This is a genomic window from Moorena sp. SIO3H5 (assembly GCF_010692395.1).
Lineage (GTDB): Bacteria > Cyanobacteriota > Cyanobacteriia > Cyanobacteriales > Coleofasciculaceae > Moorena.
The window spans coordinates 1-20,517 of record NZ_JAAHHS010000106.1; the positions used below are offsets into that span (position 1 = coordinate 1).

Below are 20,517 nucleotides of genomic sequence, written 5' to 3' on the forward strand. Positions count from 1 at the left end.
GTTGCACTACCACTGCTACTTGTTCTATTTCTGGCACTGCTTTGAGTTTTGCTTCCCATTGTTGCACTACGTTATCGTCAATTACTGGGAAACGCCCTAATGCTACTTCGTCTACTTTTCCTTTGTGAGTTAAGGGTAAGCGAGCCAGGGGAACATAAGCTCCTGGCATCATGTTTGGGGGTAACTGCTGTTGAATTTGGGAGTGTAATTGTTGGGGGTTCCAGACTCCTGCCACCACAACATAAGCTACTAATAAGGTTTGATGAGCTAGTACATAAGCTTGTTCTACTTCTGTAATGGATAACAAAGCTGTTTCTATTTCTGCGAGTTCTATTCGCTTTAGAGAAAGGTCTTGTAAGAATTTAATTAAGTTCATAGTTCTACCCTGATCTAGTTATTTTATTTAATCAACTGCTACTAGTCATGAGGAGCTGTATCTATAGCAATTCTACGACTTGTGAGGTACAAATTTCTGGTTTTTAGGGAGCAGGGAGCAGGGAGCAGGGAGCAGGGAGCAGGAACCCACCCCTAACCCCTCCCAGGAGGGGAAGAAAAGAGGGAAGAGGTAAAAAATAATGTGTACCTCATAGCTACGATAAACGCTATATATAGAATGATTTTAATAGTTTTGTGCCATGGGCATGTTGGTGGAACAGGCATCTTGCCTGTTTCATTTCCGGGCGGGCAGGATGCCCACTCTACTGATATTGATTATTCGCGCGGGTGCTATTGATTCTTGGGGCGGGCAGGATGCCCACTCTACTGATATTGATTATTCGCGCGGGTGCTATTGATTCTTGGGGCGGGCAGGATGCCCACTCTACTGATATAGCGCATTTGACATTTATAAAAACTAAAACGCTGTTATAGTAAACTCTTGCCTATTGCTAGCTTGCCTATTGCCTTGCGCGTAGCGCTATATTCATCCCGCCCCTCACCAATGCCACATCTATTCCTAATGCTCCGAGGTCTAGTCAGAAAACCAGGATTTTAACCCAAGATAGGCTTTATGTATAATCCTTGATAGAGGAGAGGGCAACCTTTCCAGATTCTCACGGATGGTTACAGTATCAGGATGATTTAACCCTAACCGACCTTCGGCAATCTCCAAAGCCTGTTGATAGAGGGGTTCGGCCTGGTCATAGCGCTCCATTGACACGTAGAGATATGCCAGGTTGTTGAGACTGGTGGCTACCAAAGGATGGTCGTGACCCAGCAGCTGCTTTCTCATCTCCAAAGCCTGTTGATAGAGGGGTTCGGCCTGGTCATAGCGCCCCATTGAGGAGTAGAGTCCAGCCAGGTTGTTGAGACTGCTAGCCACATCGGGATGGTGGTGACCCAGCAGCTGCTTAGACATCTCCAATGCCTGTTGTAAGAGGGGTTCGGCCTGGTCATAGCGCCCCATTGAGGAGTAGAGTAATCCCAGGTTGTTGAGACTGGTGGCCACATCAGGATGGTGGTGACCCAGCAGCTGCTTTCTCATCTCTAATGCCTGTTGCAAGAGGGGTTCGGCCTGGTCATAGCGCTCCATTGAGAAGTAGAGATTTGCCAGGTTGTTGAGACTGGTGGCCACATCAGGATGGTTTTCACCCAGCAGCTGCTTTCTCATCTCCAAAGCCTGTTGATAGAGGGGTTCGGCCTGGTCATAGCGCCCCATTGACCGGTAGAGTGATGCCAGGTTGTTGAGACTGGTGGCCACCGAGGGATGGTTTTCACCCAGCAGCTGCTTAGACATCTCCAAATCCTGTTGATAGAGGGGTTCGGCCTGGTCATAGCGCCCCATTGACCAGTAGAGTACAGCCAGGTGGTTGAGACTGATGGCTACATGGCGATGGTTTTCACCCAAGCGGCTTCTAGTTATCTCTAAACATTGCTTGCTCCAGGGTTCAGCCTGGTCATAGATACCTTGACCCTGATAGAATCTTCCTAAGCCAAGAAAGAGCCAGATTAAATCTTCATCCCTGAGCCAGTCAGTTAGAACTGTGGCAGCTTCGGCTAAATGAGGGATGGCGGGGGTAACTGCTGCAATCTGATCGCGAGTTGGTGTCTGAGGAATTTGTTTGGCCACAGCCGCCATTACCTGACAAAAGCGTTGCTTGTAGCGATCGGCCTCTGGTAATTGAGCCAGTTTGGTCTGGAAAAATTCTCGAATTAGTTGATGGAGCCGATAGGTTTGCTGTTCACCCAGTTGCAAGAGATTACGATTGACCAGAAAGCGATCGCGTAATTCTTCCAATGCTTCTTGTTCTTTATGCCATTCTTCTTCATCTTCAGTTTCGATCACAGAAAACTCTACTAGTGACCACTCAAAAGGAGCTTGAGCAAACAGACTCAGACGACATCCCAACTGCTGGGCTTGTGGTGGCAAATCGTTCCAAGATAACTCAAATGCTGCTACTACACCCAACTTGTCTGTGATTTGCCCAAGTTTAAGATCAAGTAATGCCTTAGCTGCTAATTTTTGGTTCTCTAAACGTTCTTGAACTTTAGCGATAGTTAACCTCGGATGTAGATCTAAATATCCTCCTACTAACTGCAAACCCAAAGGTAGATAACCCAACCATTCACATAAAGCTTGTGCTTCCTTTAGTTCTTGCTCAATGCGCTCTTTGCCAACAAGCTGACGCAATAATTCTAAGGCTGACTCTGGGGATATTACATCCAGGTCAATTCGTCGGTAAGAATTCCCTGGACGCTGACGGCTGGTAATCAGTACTTTGAAGCGGGATTGGGCTGGAGGCAAATAGGGATGAATAGTTTGATAGTCTACTACATCATCCAGCACGATTAATACTGTTCCTTCTGGCCAATGCCCCCAGCAGTATCTTACTTGTTCGTTGAAATCTAGTTGATCGGGAATGGTTAATCCTAATTCGGTACGTCCAAAACTAATAAGTTGAGTCCCGAGATCTGCACCCCGCACTGGCAGCCAGCACAAACCCCCAGGGTAGTTATGCTGATATCTCAGTGCATATTGTAGAGCTAACTCGGTTTTGCCCACGCCACCCATTCCGGCAATGGCACAAATCACTAATTGATCGGTCTGTTGAAATTCCCGATGGAGCTGCTCAAGTTTATCGTCCCTACCGACAAAGTAGAGAGTGCCACGATTAGTAATGTTACTGGGGGGATTTAACTTTGTCCGTTCCCGGTCGGACGAATTGAGCTAATCAGACCCGTTATTAATGTGTATCTCTTGAGCAATATATTGATTATTACCGTTAATAGTGTCAATATTTTGTAGACTTTTACCAATATTTCCAATATTATTCTGTATACCTCTAGGGTTGTGATTATCATTCATAGTCTTGCTGTTCTTTTCCAGTATATCTTGAGGACTCGGTTGAATTGGCGGCACAGGAGTGTTGAGGCATTCTTTGATAAATTTCTTGACACCAAGATAGACCTGACTGTTTTGAGACTCTGGTTTACATAGGTCAATGTGATTCTTTGGTATCGCAACCGGCTTCACTTTTTCAATGCCTGGGTTAGCACTATCCTCATCTACCACCAAAATCCCCTTTACAGCCTGGGTTTCGTAATAAACCTTTGTGGCAATTCCTAGACTCCGGACATTTTCTCGATACCATTCATTTAATTCCAGTAACTGAGGGTCATGAGCTTTGAGTTCCTTTACACTTACGGTGGTTCGTGCCAGAACGCTAATATTATCAATTAAATTAGCGAGATGAGCCCCAGTGTGGGGAGTAGCCAGAAATACAATCCCTTTCGTCTGCTTAAGAATAGCTTGCTTTTGAAAGGTCAAGGCACTGTTGAGCATTTTTTTGACTAAAAGCCCGCCCATACTGTGAGTAATAAAGATTAATGGACGTTGGCCGAGCTCGCGGCTATCTAACCAATCTAATAAATTACTGGCTTGAGCGAAAAGGGACATACTGCTGTTGCTTTTCCAGTTTGTCCCTTCAGCCTGATACCCAAAAGACCAGATGTTAACGCATAAATTATCGTTTCCTAACCAACCTAGCCAGCAGCCATCATCATCCCGTTTTCCCTGGGGATGCCAGGTGGTTATCGCATCTCCTCCCAGCCCGTGAACAAACACCACATCGGCACTGGGCACTAAGTCATGATGGCTTCTGATTTCAATTAAGCCCGTTAATTTACTCAACGATTAGCCTCCAGTTAATTATATAGCATTAACCAGTAGATGCCTGAAACCCTATTTCGATTTAGTCTAACAAAAAAAATCCAGCGAGTCGGGAGTCGGGAGTCGGAAATTATACATTCTTAATTCTTAATTCTACATTCTTAATTCTTAATTCCATAACCGTACATTTTCTATCAATTACCCCTCCGAAAAAAATCTAAAATTCCTTGACAAATTAAAATATTATCGTTATGATTATAGTTGTAAACCTTAAAACGTTTTTTTTACTATGTCTGACAACTTCCGCCCTAACCCAGAAAACAATCCTGAGGAGATCACTCCTAGTAATACTCCTCAGGAACCTTCCCAAAAAAAATACCCGATTAAGCACATTCTTAAGGGCTCCCGCCAGGCAATAACCAACACCATCCATACTCTTTATGCACGGGGTTACGCCCAAGTTGATGAGTGGAGCCCCCTTCAGCCAACTGAAATTCCTGGGGAATTCATCACGGTAATGACGAAATACTTAATGCTGGGTTAAGGGCTTAAATTTCAGGGGGCTTTGCCCCCTGGCCAAAGGCCAATCACATCGGATCACGTCCGAATGGGTTTACAAAGTTGAGACATAGGTAACAATTCCTAGCCGTGGAACATTGTTCTGCGGCTATTTTTTTTGGTTAGCCGGTTTAAGGTTAGAATGTAGAATTAAGAATGTAGAATTAAGAATGTAGAATTAAGAATTTAGAATTAAGAATTTAGCTAAAGTAGGGTGGGCAAATGGAAATGATTCGTGATCAAATTGCCAAACTTCCATAATTTGCCCACCCTACCTGACTACGATTTTTAGTGCGATCGCTCTTAACCCACTCTTCAGAGTGCTACAATTGAATTAATACGGTTTCACAAAAACAATCCATGACTAAATTAATCCAAGAAACCTTTGAGCAGATCGCACAGCTTTCGGAAGAACAACAAAACGCCCTAGCCATTTATTTACAAAAACACCTTGCTGAATTTTTGCAGCAAGCTGAAAGAGAGAAACGCATTGAAGAATAAAATTATACACTTAACGACTTCAATGAAGAGACGCAACAAGCGATTATAAATATTGAAGAACAAAAAAACTTGACCGTTTGTGCCAATAAAGAATCTCTTTACAATGAACTAGGAATTTAATGCTATCACCTGTTTTTGAAAACCGCTTTAAGAAAGACGTTAAACGGCTACAGTGGGGTGGGCAAATTGACATGAAAACTGATCACTTGGTCAAACTTTCATAATTTGCCCACCCTACCTGACTGTCAGCTTGTCTGGTGGGCAAATTGACATGAAAACTGATCACTTGGTCAAACTTCCATAATTTGCCCACCCTACCCCTTTCAAACCGCTCAACTTTCTCGCAGCTTCTCAATTTCCTCTACAGGTAAGCCAGTAGTCTGGCTAATCGTTTCATTATCTAACAAAGGCAAAAGTTGGCGTGCTATTTCGTTCTTAGTTTGTTTTTCTGTAAAAATCACTAGCCCTTGTTGGTCATGAATAAACATCTCTCTTTTTCCTAATTCCTCCAAATCCTTCCTACTTAAATTTGCCTCAGACGCAATCCCAAATGCCTGTTGAAACTCTGGTTTTTCGGCCATTTGCGGTGGCACCGTTTCTAAGAAAGGCGCATTTTTTAAAAAATACATCCACAACTCATCGAGTTGCTCTAACTCCTCCAACTGTTTTTCAAACTTCGGTAGTTCCACAAACACTAACTGCAAGTGATTTTCGATGTAGTTGATGTTGGTAGTTTCTTCTCGTAACTTGAAATTAGAAATTATCTGATTATGCTCAGGAAACATCACAAAATCTGTAATCGTTAGAGCAATCACTGGCTTGAGATAACGGTAGCCTTCTCCTTTACCTAACTGTAGAGAGTAAGCTTTAGTAGCATTGTATAAAACTCTTCTGGCAAAGGATTCTACCTGCAAAACCTGCATTTCAATAATCACTAAAGAACCATCATTCAGTTTGGCCTTGACATCGAGGAAAGAGTCTTTGAGGATTGGTAGAGGAGAAGACTGATAAGGGTCAATAATTTCTAAATCTTGGATCTGAGGTTGATTGTGGTATACCAGAGCATTGAGAAAGCTAATCAGAATCGGTTTACTTTCCTGGGAGCCAAAGATTTTTTTGAAGGCAAAGTCGGTTTTGGGGCTGATAAATGTCATTACTTTACCAAAGGGAACAGGGAGTAGGGAGCAGGGAACAGGGAGCAGGTAAGAGTGCGATCGCTCTTGTAGTAGGGTGGGCAAAGGGACATGATTAGTGTTCAAATGGCCTTTATTTAATTATTTGCCCACCCTACCTGTGTACTGCATCAAGATGGGAGCAGGGAGCAGCTCTTGTAGTAGGGTGGGTAAAGGGACATGATTTGTGTTCAAATTGCCTTTCTTTAATTATTTGCCAACCCTACCTCTAATTATAGCAATTATTATACCGATGAGGTACAAATTTATCGGTTTTAGGGAGCAGGGAGCAGGGAGCAGGGAGCAGGGAATAAGGAAAACAAAATAGGAAAAAAAAATCCTGTGTACCTGATGGTTATGCCAACAAAAATATAGTGTTTATCATAGATATGAGGTACAGATATTTTGTCTACTTATTACTTATTCCCTTCTCCGTTATTCCTGCTCCCTACTCCCTACTCCCTACTCCCTACTCCCTACTCCCTACTCCCTACTCCCTACTCCCTACTCCCTACTCCCTACTCCCTACTCCCTACTCCCTACTTTATAACCTATCGCTACACTCAATGCTCGTTCTAAATCTAGCAAAAAAATCGTTAATTTTTCTGCTTCGGTTCCCGTAGCTTTGCCTTTTGGCCATTGCGACACAGCGACATAATTTGCCATACCAAGGAGATAGCTTTGACTGTAAGAGTCTGGCAATTTACGAATCGTTGATAAGGGCAAATCGATCATAGTGGGTAGCTTATCAACCGGTATTGCACAGGCTTCTCCCCTAGGAGTTTTAACGATGATCAAAAATTCGCCAATATTGGATAACTCAGTAGGGGATTTTCTAACAGTAGCGGTTTCTCCTAAAGGTTTAGCTAAGGGTAGCTTAGCTTTACTAGGTTTGACTAGTATTGGTTTTAAAGGCAGCAGCGTCAAGGTGCGATTGTCTAGATGAATTAGTCTGTTATCCCTACTACTTTCCTTAATGTTGCTGGGAAAATCCCTAATGTTTAAGACTACTTTCATTGGTAATGCTAACCAATACTTAGCAATTTTAAATACAATAACTTGGACTTTTTTCATATTCTTACTCCGTAAGCTATCAGCTTTTGCTTCCCAGCGTCGAAGCCTGTGCCACGCTAATTGAGGTGCTATCAGCTAATGCTTCCCAGCGTCGAAGCCTGTGCCACAAAGCTGACTGCTGACTGCTGACCACTGACCGCTGAATACTGAATGCTGAGGTTTATTTCAAGCATTAGTCTGTTCGCGTAGCGTGAGCTTTTAGCTCACCGCTGACGACTTTATTAATTGTTGCTAAAATGTCTTCATCTAAATAGGGTTTAGTTAAATAAGCCATAGCCCCAAGTTCTGTAGCAAGTTGTTTGTATTTTTTTTGACTACGAGAAGTAAGCATAATAATAGGAATATCAGCTAAAGCTGGCTCTTGATGACTAAGACTCAAAAGCTCAAGACCGTTTAACCGTGGCATTTCTAAATCACAGATGATCAGATCAACACCATGACTTTTGCGCAATAGTTCTATGGCCTCTAAACCATCTTTAGCTTGCACTACCTGGTTACCATTACGTTCGAGAATTAGGCTTAAATTTTGTCGCTCAGTAATGGAATCATCGACGACTAAAAAGGTTTTAGAAACCTGATCTCGTTTGCCGTTATCAGGTTGTTTGCCCTTGGGGTTGGAGTAGTCTAGGTTAGTTTCTGTTGGTGGTTTGCCGTTATCAGATTTAAGGTTAGTTTCTGTTGGTGGTTTGCCGTTATCAGGTTTAAAGTTATTTTTGGTTGCCGGTGGCTCATGATCAGGTTGTCTATGATCAGGTTGAAGCTTCTCTGGAGAACTTTGGCCTTTTGGCCACGCTTCGCGAACAACCTTCAACCTGCTAACTTTCAACTCTGGAGAACCTTGGCCAAAAGGCCACGCTTTCGGCAAAGCCGTTCGCGAAGCGTGGCCTTCGGCCTCCGCTGCGCGAACGCGAACAACATTCAACCTCCCAACCTTCAACTCTTGAGAACTTTCAACTTTCGAGAAGGATGGCTGAGATTGATGGAGCTGCTGTACATAGTTAAGTAACCCTGTACCGTCAATTACGAGAGTTAAACGACCATCGGCCAAAATACTGCAACCATAAACATAGGGAGGATATGCGATCGCATTCGACAGCTGCTTGATCACCAGTTCTTGCTCTTCGAGTACTTGTTCTACTTCCAGTCCCACCCATCCTTCAGCGGTAGCCATCAATAGGACAGGATTAATCTCTTGGGGTTTAGTGAGCAACGGATTCCAAGCTGGTAGTGTGGATACCTGTTGGGATGAGTATTCCAGTAAGGATGAAAGTTGGTAAACGGGGGTGCTATACTCATTCCCCCTGTGATGCCAATTCAGGATTTTTTGATCACTCACCATCTGGATTTGCTCAGATGCTGGCAACAGTATCTGTTCAATGTCATTACCCACAAACCCATACACCCCCTGATTAGCTTGAACCACTAACACCCTGGCATTCCTGAGGGCTTCTTGGATCTGCAAAGAAAAGGTGGTGCCAAGACCAGGCTGGGAGCGAACCTTTACCCTACCGTTAATTCGTTGCAGTTGGGAGCGCACCACATCTAGGCCAATACCTCGTCCAGAAAGCTCGTTGATTTGAGAAACAGTGGAAAATCCTGGCTGACACAGTAAGTCTAATAGCTGATTTGGGTGTGGTGATTGGCCTAGGGCTTCCAATTGCTCAACACTGAGCAGGTTGGTTTCCACGGCACGATTATAAATCTTTTCCAAGTCCAATCCCTGACCATCATCTGTGATTTCAATGATGGTGCGATTTCCTTGATAGAAAGCACGAATTTCAATCTTACCGATAGCAGGTTTACCCTTTTGTTGACGAACCTCGGAAGATTCAATACCATGGTCGAAACCATTGCGGACTAGATGCAGTAAAGCATCATAGAGATGATCAGCAATGGTTTTATCAACTAGGACATTAGTAACACTTAGGGTTAATTCTGCTGACTTGTGATGGACATTAGACAACTGCTGCACCATGGAAGGAAAGGACTTAAGCAGATGTTCCAGAGGTATAGTCCGAACAGATTGAAGAGTATCCCTCAGCTGAGTTGATAGACGCTGTTCTCGTTCCACACTAGCAGCAGCGGTAGTAGCTAATAGGCTCAGGTCTTCTGTAGCTTGAGTTAGTTGCAGGGTTTCTTCCCATGCCGAATCCCACAGTTTAGAAATTTGCTGATTACAGGAATCCTTCTTGAGCTGAGTGCGCAGTTGAGTCAGGGTGTGGCGATGTTGCTTTAGCCAATTGGAAAGTTTTTCAACTACCTCTTGACAGTTTTCATCCTGCCATCCTAACTGGTTTTGGTTAATCAGTAGTTCCCCAACTAGGTGAGATAGGTGTTTAAGACTGTCTAAATCAACCCGCACTGTGGCTGATGTCTTGATCGAGCCCTCTGCTAATGAAGGCACATCAGCTTCTGCAGACTCCCGATCAGCAGAAGACATTGATATTTCGTTTAATTCTTTTCCTGATTCAGGGTTAAGCGCTAACTCCGACTCTTGCTTAGGGTCAGTCTGAGCTTGGTTAAGATTGTCTGTTGCTAAGGTTTCTGAGGATTCATCCAGAAATATAGTATCTCGGAATATAGTATCTGGAGGTATACTATCTGGCTCAAGAGATTCTTCTTCAGGAAACACTTGATTCGCTTGCTGTTGCGCAAGAGGAATATTACCAAAGGTTTCCTCAAGTAATTCATCAATACCTGTTGAAGGAGGTTGAAGGTTAGCAGGTTGTTCGCGTAGCGTGGCCTTTTGGCCAAGGTTAGCAGGTTGAAGGTTAGTTTGGGTTGAAGGTTGAAGGTTATTGTTGGTTGTTCGCGTAGCGTGGCCAATAGGCCAAGGTTCAAGGTTAGTTTGGGTTGAAGGTTTTGAACCTTCAACGTTCCAACCTTCAACGTTCCAACCTTGAATCTGTAACTCTTCTTCTGACCCAGCTAATTCTTGAAGGGCGAGGCTGGGGTTTCCTCCACGAGTGCGATCGCCTGCTAAGACAGCGCTATGAGCTTCCTGGAAATTCCTTAAGGCAATCTTGGCAATTGCCATCACCTGTTCAGGGTTAGCGTCAAGGGCTTTGAGGGTGTTTTCGGCAATTGCTTTAAACCCTGGTAAGTTCAAGGATTCCCCCAAGCCTACAAATATTTCAGCTTGTTCTCCCAAGGTCTCAGCAATCTCTGTCAACCTACCAATCTGTAACCCTTGAGAACTTTGGCCTTTCGGCCACGCTGCGCGAACGCGAACAACATCCAACCTGTCAACCTGTAACAACGAAGCTAGGTGATCAATGCGTTGCTTGACTCCTACTTCAAAGATAGATTGGACAATATCAAACCCAAGTTCTGCAGATGTGGGTAGAGAGGCTTGATAGTCAAAACAATCTCCTAATTTAGCTTGCAGTTTAGCAAACACCCCTGCAGCTCGGTTGATAATCTCAGTATTCTTGCTCAACTCCCCAGTCATTTGAGCAGTCAGTGCCATCCTGAGGCACTGATATCCCTCAAACAGTAGTGTTTCTACTTCTGTATCAATGGTTGCCTCAGGGGCTAACATTGCCCGGAAGACATCTTCGAGATAATGTGCTACACTTTTTATGGTCTCTTGCCGAACATTAGCAGCTGCGCCTTTCAGGGTATGAGTGGCTCGCATTAAGTCATAAAGTTGGTTTTTTGGCTTGTTCGGTGTCAAAGCCAGCAAATGTTGTTCAATAACTTGCAGCAAGTCCTGGGCTTCCCCAAGAAAGTATTGATAGGTTTCTGGATCAATAGTTGACATTTTTTTAGGCACTAGGGAGTAGGGAGTAGGGAGTAGGGAGTAGGGAGTAGGGAAAGCGCACCGAGGGAGTCGGGGTAAAAAACTTGAATTTACCTTATAGTTGCTGGTGGCGAAAACCACGCCAGTAGCTGATCAGCCTTTTCAAACTCCAACCTACCAAACTCCCCATAGTACTCGCCCCGAGGTTCCAAACTCCCCAACCATAGCGCTATAACTACTTGACGGTAAACTGCTCAACAGCTGCCTGTAGCTTTTCGATGGTGGTGAGGGATTCCTTGAAGGACTCCCAAAGCTGGGCAGAGTCTTCAGAAGTATTGGTGGATATGGCGGCAACTTCTTTCATGGTTTGGGTGACCGATTGTGATTGTTCCAGTTGGGCTAGGGTTGCCTCGGTAATGCCTGCAACTAACTGGCTAATCTCAGCAGTAGCTGATGCGATCGCATTTAGATTGCCCTTGCTTTCTTCTACCAATTCTGTGCCAGTATTAACCTGAGCGATCGCGACTTCAGTCACTTTAATCACCTCTCTAGTCTGAGTGCGGATTTCAGCCACTAAATTAGAAATTTCCGTAGTTGCCTTGGCCGACTGTCGAGCTAAGGAGCGCACCTCATCAGCTACTACCGCAAAACCTTTACCATACTCCCCAGCTCGGGTGGCTTCGAGAGCAGCATTGAGGGAAAGTAGCTGGGTCTGGGTCGCAAAATCACTAATCAAATTCAATACCCGGTCAACATTTTGGGAGTATTGACTTAACTGTCTAATTTGATGGCTGGCTTCCTCCACACTGTCCCGAATTCCTAGAATTCCCTCTACCGTGCGGTTCATCGCTGTCTCTCCCGATGCTACTTTTTGGTTTGCCTCTTGCACAGCTCGGTCGATGGATTGGGCGCTAGCGGTTACCGCTTGGGTAGAGTTAACCATGCTCTGGATTTGATCCATGGCTTGGGTCAACTCCTGACACTGATGCTGGGCTTCTTCAGAAACTTTAGTAATTGCTGCTTCACTCTCTGTAGCAGTTTCAGCAACTTTGACAGAAGCTGAGAGTACCTCGATCACAATTTGCCGTAAACTCTGAATGGTGTTGTTGTAGGCATCTGCAATTGTTCCCAGTTCATCATTGGTAATCGGAGCTCTAACCGTCAAGTCACCGTCTAGAGCAGGTCGGACAGCTGTGAGCAAATCAATAGCACGCTGTTGGAATAATTCCCTAGCCTGCTTTTCCCGTGATGCTAATTCTACTAGTTTTTGGGATTGCGTCCGCAATTGTTCCAAATACTCACCTCGCTGCAACGGTATACTCATCTGAGCCGCAATTTGAAGCATCCAATTAATCTCTTCCGTTTGCCAATCCCTAGGCTCAGAATTTTGATAAGCAGCCAGTAAACCCCACAGCTTATCCCCTTGGAAAATCGGCACAATAGTATAGGCTCTGGCCTGATATCGCTCTAGCTGCTCGATATAACAACTTGAAAAATCCCCTTCGTAGATATCACTAACCACCCAGAAGGGTTTCTCTTCCCTAGAGAGATTGCCTTGGATACTTTGTAGATAGGTATCTCGGATGGTTGGAGCTTCCTGGCTAAACTCCTCAGGGGTATTTCCAGCCACCGTTTTAACGATACATTCACTAATATTTTTGTTGATCAGGGGATTATTAGTCTGTTCCTGGATTAGGGATGTCCAGCCACTAGCCAGAGACTCAGCCACAAAGGAGCCACTCCAATCAGAATTGAAGCGATATATGGTAACACGGTCAACCCCTAAGAGTTTACGAACTTCGTTGGTAGTAATATTAAAAATAGTGCGCAAGTCTTGGGATTGTTGAATTTTATCCGTCACCTTAGTCAGTACTCGTTCCCGTTCTGCTGCTTGACGTATTTCCTCAGACTTTAACTGTTGTGCCTCCAGTAGCTCAGCGTGTTGCAATGCTACTCCTAACTCAGCTGCAATATCCAGCATCCAGCTAACCTCTGACTCTTGCCATTGTCTGAGATCAGAGTTTTGATAGGTAGCCAATAATCCCCAGAGTTTTTCATTCTGGTAAATACCTATAATCACATAAGCTCTTGCTTGATAACTTTCTAGCACTTCCAGATAACAAGGAGTGAACTCCTGATTGTAGATATCCTCCACCACCCGGTAGGTTTCCCCCCTACTATAGGAACCCCCCTGGGTTTCTTGAAGATAAGTATCGACCTGCTTAATTGGTTGAGTAGCCAATTGTTGGATGCTGCATTCGCTGATATCAGCCCTGAGGGTGGGGTTATTAGTTTGGCTCTGAAGCAGAGAAATCCAGCCTCCAGCCACAGACTCTGCTAAAAATTCACCACTCCAATCTCGATTAAAGCGATAGATAACGGTTCGGTCAGTGTTGAGCAGCTGTCGCACTTCTTGAGTGGTGGTCTGGAAAATAGTCTTGATATCCAGAGAACGGCGGATTTTGTTAATGACTTTCGCCACAGTTACTTCCCGCGCCTGCTGCTGTTGCAACTGAGTGCGTAACTCGTGGTTAGCTAGGTGAAGGGATAGTTCTGTGGCAATAGTCTGAAAGGAATTAATCTGTTGTGGAGTCCAGGATGGAACCGACCTGTCTTGGTTTGTCTGTGCTTGGCATTGCTGCAGGACCAACAAACCCCAAGCTTTCCCCGATACCGGCAAGCATAAGCTGAGACTGGATTTAACTTGAAATTTATCCAGCAGCTGGAGTTGGTAGGGGGTGACCGAATCATTGTTGACCTGATCGATAATTACCCTTGACTGCTGGAAATACTCTGTGGACAAGTCAGCCCCAAAAGCAGTAGCATCTATGGTTTCCCCGACCGCAGGAGTCCACCCCCGTTCTACTGCTTCTGCCAAAACTATTCCGGTGCGAGCAGAATTGAAGCGATAAATTAACACCCGCTCGGCAAGGCTTAGATGTTGAACCCCATTGACTGTATTATTTAGTAAGGTTTCCCAGTCCCCAGCTTCACTCATTAATCTGCTCAGCTCTAACAATTTTTCATGCTGGGCTTGGAACTGTTGTTGGAGTGCCTCTTCGTAGCTAAGCTTCAATTGCTGAATTTCCAGATTCACCCCTACCGTAAACTGCTCAACCTCCTGACCAAAGGATTCAAATTGCTCCAAATTTTTTTTCAGGTCTGATTTATCTACCCTTCGGCGTTGCTCTAGATCAGTTTTTAGCCTGTCTAGGTTAACCTTAAATCCCTCTAGGTTGGGGCGAGCAGAGTTAAAGAATTGCGGAGTATCCTCCTTGAGGAGATTATGATTTTCTAATAGCAGTTCTGAATCCTTATCATCCCATTGTGCTTCTGACATCTGTCTAGAGTCGTAAATTTTAATTATACTTCATACTTTATATCAAGTGCTGCTTGAACAATTCGTTGGGCATCTAAGATAATACTACTGGCTTCAGGAAGATAGGCTTTGACAAATTGTCCAAATCTGAGGGGCAATAATCGATCGGGGGGTTGTAAGTTTTGCCAATGGTGCTGTTCTATTTCTTCCACTTGTGAAACCACCAGTCCCAGCAGTTTGCTGTTGACTTGAAGTACGATTACCATGATTTTTGTCCTCGGCATATCCTTGGGTTGCCAAACACCAGGAAATCCTAGCAGAGAGTTTAGATCTAACAACCACAGCATTTCACCACGCCAGTTGTAAATCCCAATCACACTATCGGCAGTATGGGGAATTGGCAAAATTTCAGCAACCGACACATTCAGAATTGCTTGGATGTAGTTTACCTGTAACAACGCCCCATTGCCAGACCCTACTTGGAAGCGTAAAAATTTCTCCTGGGGGGGAAGTTGGGTATCAACACTGACCTTAACGGAGCTAGGCAGAGGTAATTGAGCTTGATTACCCTCGGAATTATGTTCATTTTTCTGCCAGGAGACAGGATAATCGACTTGATTAGTTCTTACCGTTGAGCCTGACTCTAGCCAAGTAGATAAGTCGAGCACCACCGGAATGCTTTCTAGTTTAATTTGTTTACGCCATGCTGGTTGTTTCTCGGTTAGGCTACGCCCCAAAATTTTGACGGTATCAATTGAGTTTGGTTTTAGCTTGCTGATGGTGTGGTAGATAAATCTTACCACCGCTCCTGGTTTAGGAGCGGGCTCTGCTTCGAGTAAAACCAATAAAGAGCTATCGTTAAGTTTAACTTTAGCTATAATACCTTCGTGCTGAAGTTTATGATTCAGCATACCAGCGATGACGTTTGGGTTTCCCTGTCTAGCTAATTTTAAAATTTGGCTTGTCTTGGAAATCTGCTCTTTGCTCATCACACCAACTTACTATTCAATTTATGATAGACACAATTCCAAGGTATTTAATCGCTTGATTTGTAATAATTGTTAATTTTGGTTAGAGTGACTGCTCACGTTTTGAGAATTGCGTGAATTTATGGGCCAATGAAAACTAGGGTTGAATCTACTTCTAATAGCTTGAGTGCGAAGCTAGTACGCTACGGTCAAGAAAAATTTACTGGCCGACTTGATCTGAAGGTGTCAACTGCTCAGCAATGGAGCCTCTACTTGAGCTATGGCCGTTTGGTATGGGCATCTGGCAGTGTTCATCCCACTAGGCGTTGGCGTCGGCAGATCATCTACCATTGTCCTGAGATTAATCCTAATCGGATTGCCCTCAAAAAGATAGAGCCAGGGTCCTGTTGGGACTACCACTTGATCGTGCTGTTAGCACGGAAGCGAATGATCAACCCCCAACAGACCGTGGTTGTAATTCAAGGCACTGTAGCAGAAATATTGTTTGATATCCTCCAGAGCCTAACCTTAGTTTCTGCGGAGCAAAGCGTAATTGAACTCAGTAATGGTTCTGTGTCGTCAAACACCATTGAAACTAAGGTCAAGAAGCCTGACAATTTCTTGCTCAATGCCCAGTTGGGAGTACGTCCCTCTATGCAGGGGATTTTGCCACAAACGTGGATGTTAGAGGTAGAACCAACTATTAAGCAAGCTCAACAGGTCTGGCAGCAGTGGTCAGAAATGGGTTTGGAAGATGTTTCTCCTGACTTAGCACCAGTGCTGTTGCAAAAGTCGGCTTTGCAACAGCAAACCTCAGTGGCGACCTACAAAAATCTGGTAAGCCTAATCAACGGTAAGCGCACCCTGCGAGATATAGCAGCCCTGGTTAAACGAGATGTGTTACTGCTGACGCGATCGCTAAAGCCTTATATTAAGAAACAACTTATTGAACTAGTAGAAGTGCCTGACTTGATAGCTCCCAACTTTGAAGATATCCCCGGCAAGGCAGGCATTAGTAACCAAAAAGCTCAAACCCAAAAAGCTCAAACCCAAAAAGCTCAAACCCAAAAATCCCAGAAGAAGTCTGATCAGGCATTAATAGCCTGTATTGATGATCACCCCCAAACCTGTAAAATTATGAAGGAAGTGATTCAATCAGCAGGTTATCGATTTTTAGGAATCCAAGACTCTATCAAAGCTCTACCGTTGCTACTCAAACATAAGCCAGATTTAATATTCTTGGATTTGGTGATGCCGATTGTTAATGGCTACGAAATGTGCGCCCAGATCCGTCGGGTGTCAATGTTTGCCAATACACCAGTGATTATTCTGACGGCTAAAGATGGTATTGTAGACCGAGTAAGAGCCAGAATCGTTGGAGCCACTGATTTCCTTAGCAAACCAATTGACAATCAAAAAGTAGTGGCAACGGTGCGCAAGTATCATACAAAGTCGCCCACCAAGACCGATCCAGTTGAAAAAAGCGAGAGTCCGGAAGTGAAGCAAGAGTCCGGAGGTGGGGGTAATCAAGAAATGTCCTAGGTTAACTGTTAATGGTCAACAGTTAACAGTCAACACACACTAACTATTGAATTAGCTGCTCTAGGGTACACAGCAATTCTTCTGGATTCACTGGTTTAGCTAAGTAGGCATCAGCCCCAAGCATCTTTCCCCAAATCTTGTCCACCTCAGTACCTTTGGTGGAGCAAATCACCACAGGAATCTTGCTAGTGTGAGGATTCACTTTCAGGGCTCGACAAAACTCAAAACCACTTTGACCAGGCAAAATTACATCTAAAACTACTAAATCTGGCCTATGGTGAGATAATTTTTCCCGAGCCTCCTCAACGCTAGCCACGCCAGTAACCCCCAAACCCGCTTGTTGTAAACAGCGAGTTAGGTAATGTCTTTCTGTTACGCTATCTTCTACCACCAAAACATTTTTCATAGATTAAAGTATAACACTTTATACAGAAAGTTTATTAGTGGCAAGGGGAAAATTACTGAATCAGATTATAATTTACCTAGCGCTATGGTTAGTGAGATCAGGGTGAACTCAGCTCATCCACCAAAGGGCATTATATTAAATCCCTGGTGACCAGAGTTTCGGAGCTTCAAAGTAGGGAGTAGTAAATATAGCAAGTATTATACCCATGAGGTACAAATCTCTGGGTTTTAGGGAACAGGGAGCAGGGAGCAGGGAGCAGGGAGCAGGGAAGAGGGAAGAGGGAAAAAATAATGTGTACCTCATGAGTCCTAGAAACGCTATATTTTTAAAGGTCAGCAATCAAGATTTTTAAAGATTTAAAAATTTATTTAACCAAAATGTATAGATATAGTAAAAAAGTGTTTTATTGTGAATAAAATTTTTTCTAGAATGCCACAACAACTAAAAATATAGCAATTATAAATCAATTGAGAGAATGTTTGTTCCCTGTTCCCTAGTAAGCATTCAGCTATCAGCATTCAGCTATCAGCTCATGGGCACTTATCACAGCGTCGTTCGCACAGCGTGGCCAAAGGCCAAAGCCTGTGCCACGCACGCTAGGCGAACAGCTTTTGAATAAAACAGGTAAGCATTGGAATAATGCTGAGTTACTTGAGCTTTTAGCTGACGGCTGACGGCTGACGGCTGAATGCTTACGTTCCCTGTTCCCTGTTCCCTGTTCCCTGTTCCCTGTTCCCTGCTCCCTGTTCCCTGCTCCCTGTTCCCTTTGCTATATAATTACCAAACTAGGATCTGTAAAGCCAGACTATTAAATAGTCATAGAAACTTGATAATATCAAACTAAAAATATAAAAATCACAATATCCTCACAAACTTAGGCTAACCTTGAAAACCCTGATTCCAGAAGCATTTTTTGGCTGTTTACATAGTAGAAACACAGTAGAAACACACAGGAAGGAAAGTTTTTTGACTCAACCGGCTAAGGTTCCAAAAATCCAATTCATAAAATGATCAGCTAGGGCTGATAAGTACATAGAGAGTTAAAAACAGTACTAGTCATGATAGTGAACCAGCATTACCCACTTGCCTACTGGTCAATGACCCAAAGCCCGCCTCTGATTGATCTAGGCTTGCTACAACAACTGCGGGTCAGCCATCGAGAGGATTAACAATGGTGGTTAATGTATCAGGGCGCATCCAGCCGATAAGCAGTCATACCAGCTACTGGGAGTTTAATTGCTTAGTTAAAAGTCAGGTAAAATTCACCCATGTAGACTCTCGTATCCTGGTTTGCGTCCGCTGCATTGGTGTTGCTCAACTATGGCAGCCAAAGGCAGGGCAACTGGGCAAAAATACTCCTGTGGATGAAACCCTAAGAAACCTAATTGAAGAAGTATCGCGCTACCCAGACCCAAGTCCTGAGCGGCAGAAAGCCTTGAATCGTTTCCTGATCGTTGTTCAAAATCTACCTGGCATTTACAAATCTTCCCACGTAGACTATCTAGAGGCGTTAAATCGAACCTGGGAATGGGTCATCCGCAATCTGTACCAGTTTGAGCCAAGTTCAACCTCCGTTGAAAAAAGCTTAGTGACCTGGATCAACGGATATTTACGCTGGCGCATCCGAGATTTATATATCTCAGATAGTAACTATCCAAAGATTAGCACTAATCAACCGATCGGTAACAGTGAGGAGGATTCAAGGACTCTAGAAGACCGATTGCCAGACCCTAAACCTTGCTTGAGTAGACTGGATGATTACATTGAAGCAATCCAGACAGCTGAACGCCAGCGTCTAAGTCAAGGGATTCTCGCAGAAATTAAAAACGATCCAGATGGGAAACTAATCGGTTGTCATCCCCGCAACTATCCCGAATGTCATTGTCAGCTATTAGCAATCCGGTTGCTAGTAAAAGAACCACCCCAGCGAATTGCTGACATTGCTAGAGAATTTAAGGCTAACCAACAAACTCTCTACTCTCACTGGAAGAAAAAATGCTTGCCGAAGCTGCAAGATATTGGTAAAACATTTGGACATCAACCATGACTATTACAGAATTAACTAACATTAGGGTTTCTCTTAGCTCAGACGCTCATGGTTATGCAGCACAATTTGCTGCTGAACAAGCCACCCCTAGGAAAGGAAAACAAGTCTATTTAAATACTTTAGCCGTTTATGCTGTTAACAACTATCTTAAATGGCTCAATATTCCCAGTAATCTTGCTCAAAGTGATTGTTGGAATCCGGGTTTGAGAGCATTGTTTGATGTAGCTGATCTGGTTTTGCCCAACATTGGTAAATTGGAATGTCGTCCAGTGCTACCAGGTCAGTCAGCCTTGAATGTGCCACTAGAAGTGACCGAAGACCGGATTGGCTATGTGGCAGTGCAGTTCAGTGAGCAATTAGACCAGGTAGAGTTATTGGGATTTGCTCCGTATCATGCGATCGCTAAATCCCTAGACCCTTTACCCCTAGAACAGCTTGAATCTCTCGATACACTAATTGACAAGATTAATTGGATGAAGAAATCGGTGAGAATAAGCCAATGGTTTGAAGAAATATTTCAGGCAGATTGGCAAGCACCAGCATCACTTTTACCTCAGTATAGGTACAGGTCTAGTTTCAAAACGGTTCCTGCCTTCAGAGGATCTGAGTTAGGTATCAAGCGGCGCTCCAACCAAGAAGCGAGGATAGAGGCTTTAAGGGGTAATGACAGATCAACAATGCGAGCCAAGCTAATGGACTTAGCTGGTCAAGGGGTAGTCCTGCTGCTGCAAGTGAATTTCCAACCTTCTGATACTGAAGATATCGATATTTTTATGCGGCTATATCCTGCTGGTGATTCAATGTATTTACCACCAGATTTGCAGGTAAATTTACTGGATGAATCGGGAACTTCTTGTATGAAAGCTCAAGCAGGAAAAACTAACGACAAGATCCAAATTGATTTCAGTTGCCAACCAGAGGAACGATTCAGTATCAGATTAAAATTGGGCGATATAAGTATCACGGAAAAATTTATAATTTAGATAAGCTATCAGCTTATGTGCTACGCACACGCTACGCGAACAGCTTATGCGCTACGCGCACGCTACTTGAGGTGCTTTTGAACATCTCTGTTCTGTA

General features: G+C 43.9%; 17 protein-coding genes. 7 read left to right on the top strand and 10 right to left on the bottom strand.

Going from position 1 to position 20,517, the window contains the following annotated elements:
- The 3 genes from F6K52_RS14180 to F6K52_RS14190 form a co-directional block, all read right to left on the bottom strand.
- Positions 1 to 376, bottom strand: a 376-nt coding sequence (locus F6K52_RS14180; RefSeq protein ID WP_364417654.1) for a hypothetical protein, incomplete at its 3' end; no start/stop codon positions are given.
- Between the two features lie 594 nt (positions 377 to 970).
- Positions 971 to 3,031 carry a tetratricopeptide repeat protein gene (locus tag F6K52_RS14185; RefSeq protein WP_293078560.1) on the bottom strand — a complete coding sequence of 687 codons (2,061 nt, stop codon included), beginning with the start codon at positions 3,029 to 3,031 and terminating at the stop codon, positions 971 to 973.
- Between the two features lie 135 nt (positions 3,032 to 3,166).
- Positions 3,167 to 4,129: a hypothetical protein gene (locus F6K52_RS14190; RefSeq protein ID WP_293078562.1), complete on the bottom strand. Its 963-nt coding sequence runs from the start codon at positions 4,127 to 4,129 to the stop codon at positions 3,167 to 3,169.
- 268 nt (positions 4,130 to 4,397) lie between these two features.
- Here F6K52_RS14190 and F6K52_RS14195 point away from each other — a divergent pair, with 268 nt between their 5' ends.
- Positions 4,398 to 4,652, top strand: a complete 255-nt coding sequence (locus F6K52_RS14195; protein ID WP_293078564.1) for a hypothetical protein — start codon at positions 4,398 to 4,400, stop codon at positions 4,650 to 4,652.
- 374 nt (positions 4,653 to 5,026) lie between these two features.
- On the top strand, positions 5,027 to 5,167 hold the full coding sequence (locus F6K52_RS14200; protein ID WP_293078566.1) for a hypothetical protein: 141 nt from the start codon (positions 5,027 to 5,029) through the stop codon (positions 5,165 to 5,167).
- A gap of 332 nt (positions 5,168 to 5,499) precedes the next feature.
- On the opposite strand, the gene F6K52_RS14205 is transcribed toward F6K52_RS14200, so the two are convergent.
- Positions 5,500 to 6,321 (bottom strand): Rpn family recombination-promoting nuclease/putative transposase, encoded by an 822-nt coding sequence (locus tag F6K52_RS14205; protein ID WP_293078592.1) that lies wholly within the window; start codon positions 6,319 to 6,321, stop codon positions 5,500 to 5,502.
- 423 nt (positions 6,322 to 6,744) lie between these two features.
- Between F6K52_RS14205 and F6K52_RS14210 the strand changes: the two genes are divergently transcribed.
- Positions 6,745 to 6,918, top strand: a complete 174-nt coding sequence (locus tag F6K52_RS14210; protein ID WP_293078568.1) for a hypothetical protein — start codon at positions 6,745 to 6,747, stop codon at positions 6,916 to 6,918.
- On the opposite strand, the gene F6K52_RS14215 is transcribed toward F6K52_RS14210, so the two are convergent.
- The 4 genes from F6K52_RS14215 to F6K52_RS14230 form a co-directional block, all read right to left on the bottom strand.
- On the bottom strand, positions 6,865 to 7,413 hold the full coding sequence (locus F6K52_RS14215; protein WP_293078570.1) for a chemotaxis protein CheW: 549 nt from the start codon (positions 7,411 to 7,413) through the stop codon (positions 6,865 to 6,867). The genes F6K52_RS14210 and F6K52_RS14215 overlap by 54 nt on opposite strands.
- Before the next feature lie 172 nt (positions 7,414 to 7,585).
- Complete coding sequence (locus F6K52_RS14220; protein ID WP_293078572.1) at positions 7,586 to 11,296, bottom strand: response regulator; 3,711 nt, start codon at positions 11,294 to 11,296, stop codon at positions 7,586 to 7,588.
- Between the two features lie 94 nt (positions 11,297 to 11,390).
- The gene (locus F6K52_RS14225) at positions 11,391 to 14,495 is read right to left on the bottom strand and encodes a GAF domain-containing protein (RefSeq protein ID WP_293078574.1); all 3,105 of its coding nucleotides are present in this window, start codon (positions 14,493 to 14,495) and stop codon (positions 11,391 to 11,393) included.
- 23 nt (positions 14,496 to 14,518) lie between these two features.
- Positions 14,519 to 15,463: a chemotaxis protein CheW gene (locus F6K52_RS14230; protein WP_293078576.1), complete on the bottom strand. Its 945-nt coding sequence runs from the start codon at positions 15,461 to 15,463 to the stop codon at positions 14,519 to 14,521.
- Between the two features lie 129 nt (positions 15,464 to 15,592).
- Here F6K52_RS14230 and F6K52_RS14235 point away from each other — a divergent pair, with 129 nt between their 5' ends.
- Positions 15,593 to 16,984, top strand: a complete 1,392-nt coding sequence (locus tag F6K52_RS14235) for a response regulator (RefSeq protein WP_293078579.1) — start codon at positions 15,593 to 15,595, stop codon at positions 16,982 to 16,984.
- A gap of 43 nt (positions 16,985 to 17,027) precedes the next feature.
- Here the strand turns inward: F6K52_RS14235 and F6K52_RS14240 are convergent, their stop codons facing one another.
- The gene (locus tag F6K52_RS14240; protein WP_293078581.1) at positions 17,028 to 17,390 is read right to left on the bottom strand and encodes a response regulator; all 363 of its coding nucleotides are present in this window, start codon (positions 17,388 to 17,390) and stop codon (positions 17,028 to 17,030) included.
- Between the two features lie 135 nt (positions 17,391 to 17,525).
- Positions 17,526 to 17,693 carry a hypothetical protein gene (locus tag F6K52_RS14245; RefSeq protein WP_293078584.1) on the bottom strand — a complete coding sequence of 56 codons (168 nt, stop codon included), beginning with the start codon at positions 17,691 to 17,693 and terminating at the stop codon, positions 17,526 to 17,528.
- Between the two features lie 385 nt (positions 17,694 to 18,078).
- Here F6K52_RS14245 and F6K52_RS14250 point away from each other — a divergent pair, with 385 nt between their 5' ends.
- From F6K52_RS14250 to F6K52_RS14260, 3 genes are all read left to right on the top strand, one after another.
- A complete protein-coding gene (locus F6K52_RS14250; RefSeq protein WP_293078586.1) occupies positions 18,079 to 18,234 on the top strand; it encodes a hypothetical protein in 156 nt (51 codons plus the stop codon).
- A 327-nt stretch (positions 18,235 to 18,561) separates the two neighbouring features.
- The gene (locus F6K52_RS14255) at positions 18,562 to 19,437 is read left to right on the top strand and encodes a hypothetical protein (protein WP_293078588.1); all 876 of its coding nucleotides are present in this window, start codon (positions 18,562 to 18,564) and stop codon (positions 19,435 to 19,437) included.
- The gene (locus F6K52_RS14260) at positions 19,434 to 20,420 is read left to right on the top strand and encodes a DUF1822 family protein (protein ID WP_293078590.1); all 987 of its coding nucleotides are present in this window, start codon (positions 19,434 to 19,436) and stop codon (positions 20,418 to 20,420) included. The genes F6K52_RS14255 and F6K52_RS14260 overlap by 4 nt, the downstream gene beginning before the upstream one ends.
- Positions 20,421 to 20,517: the final 97 nt, after the last annotated feature.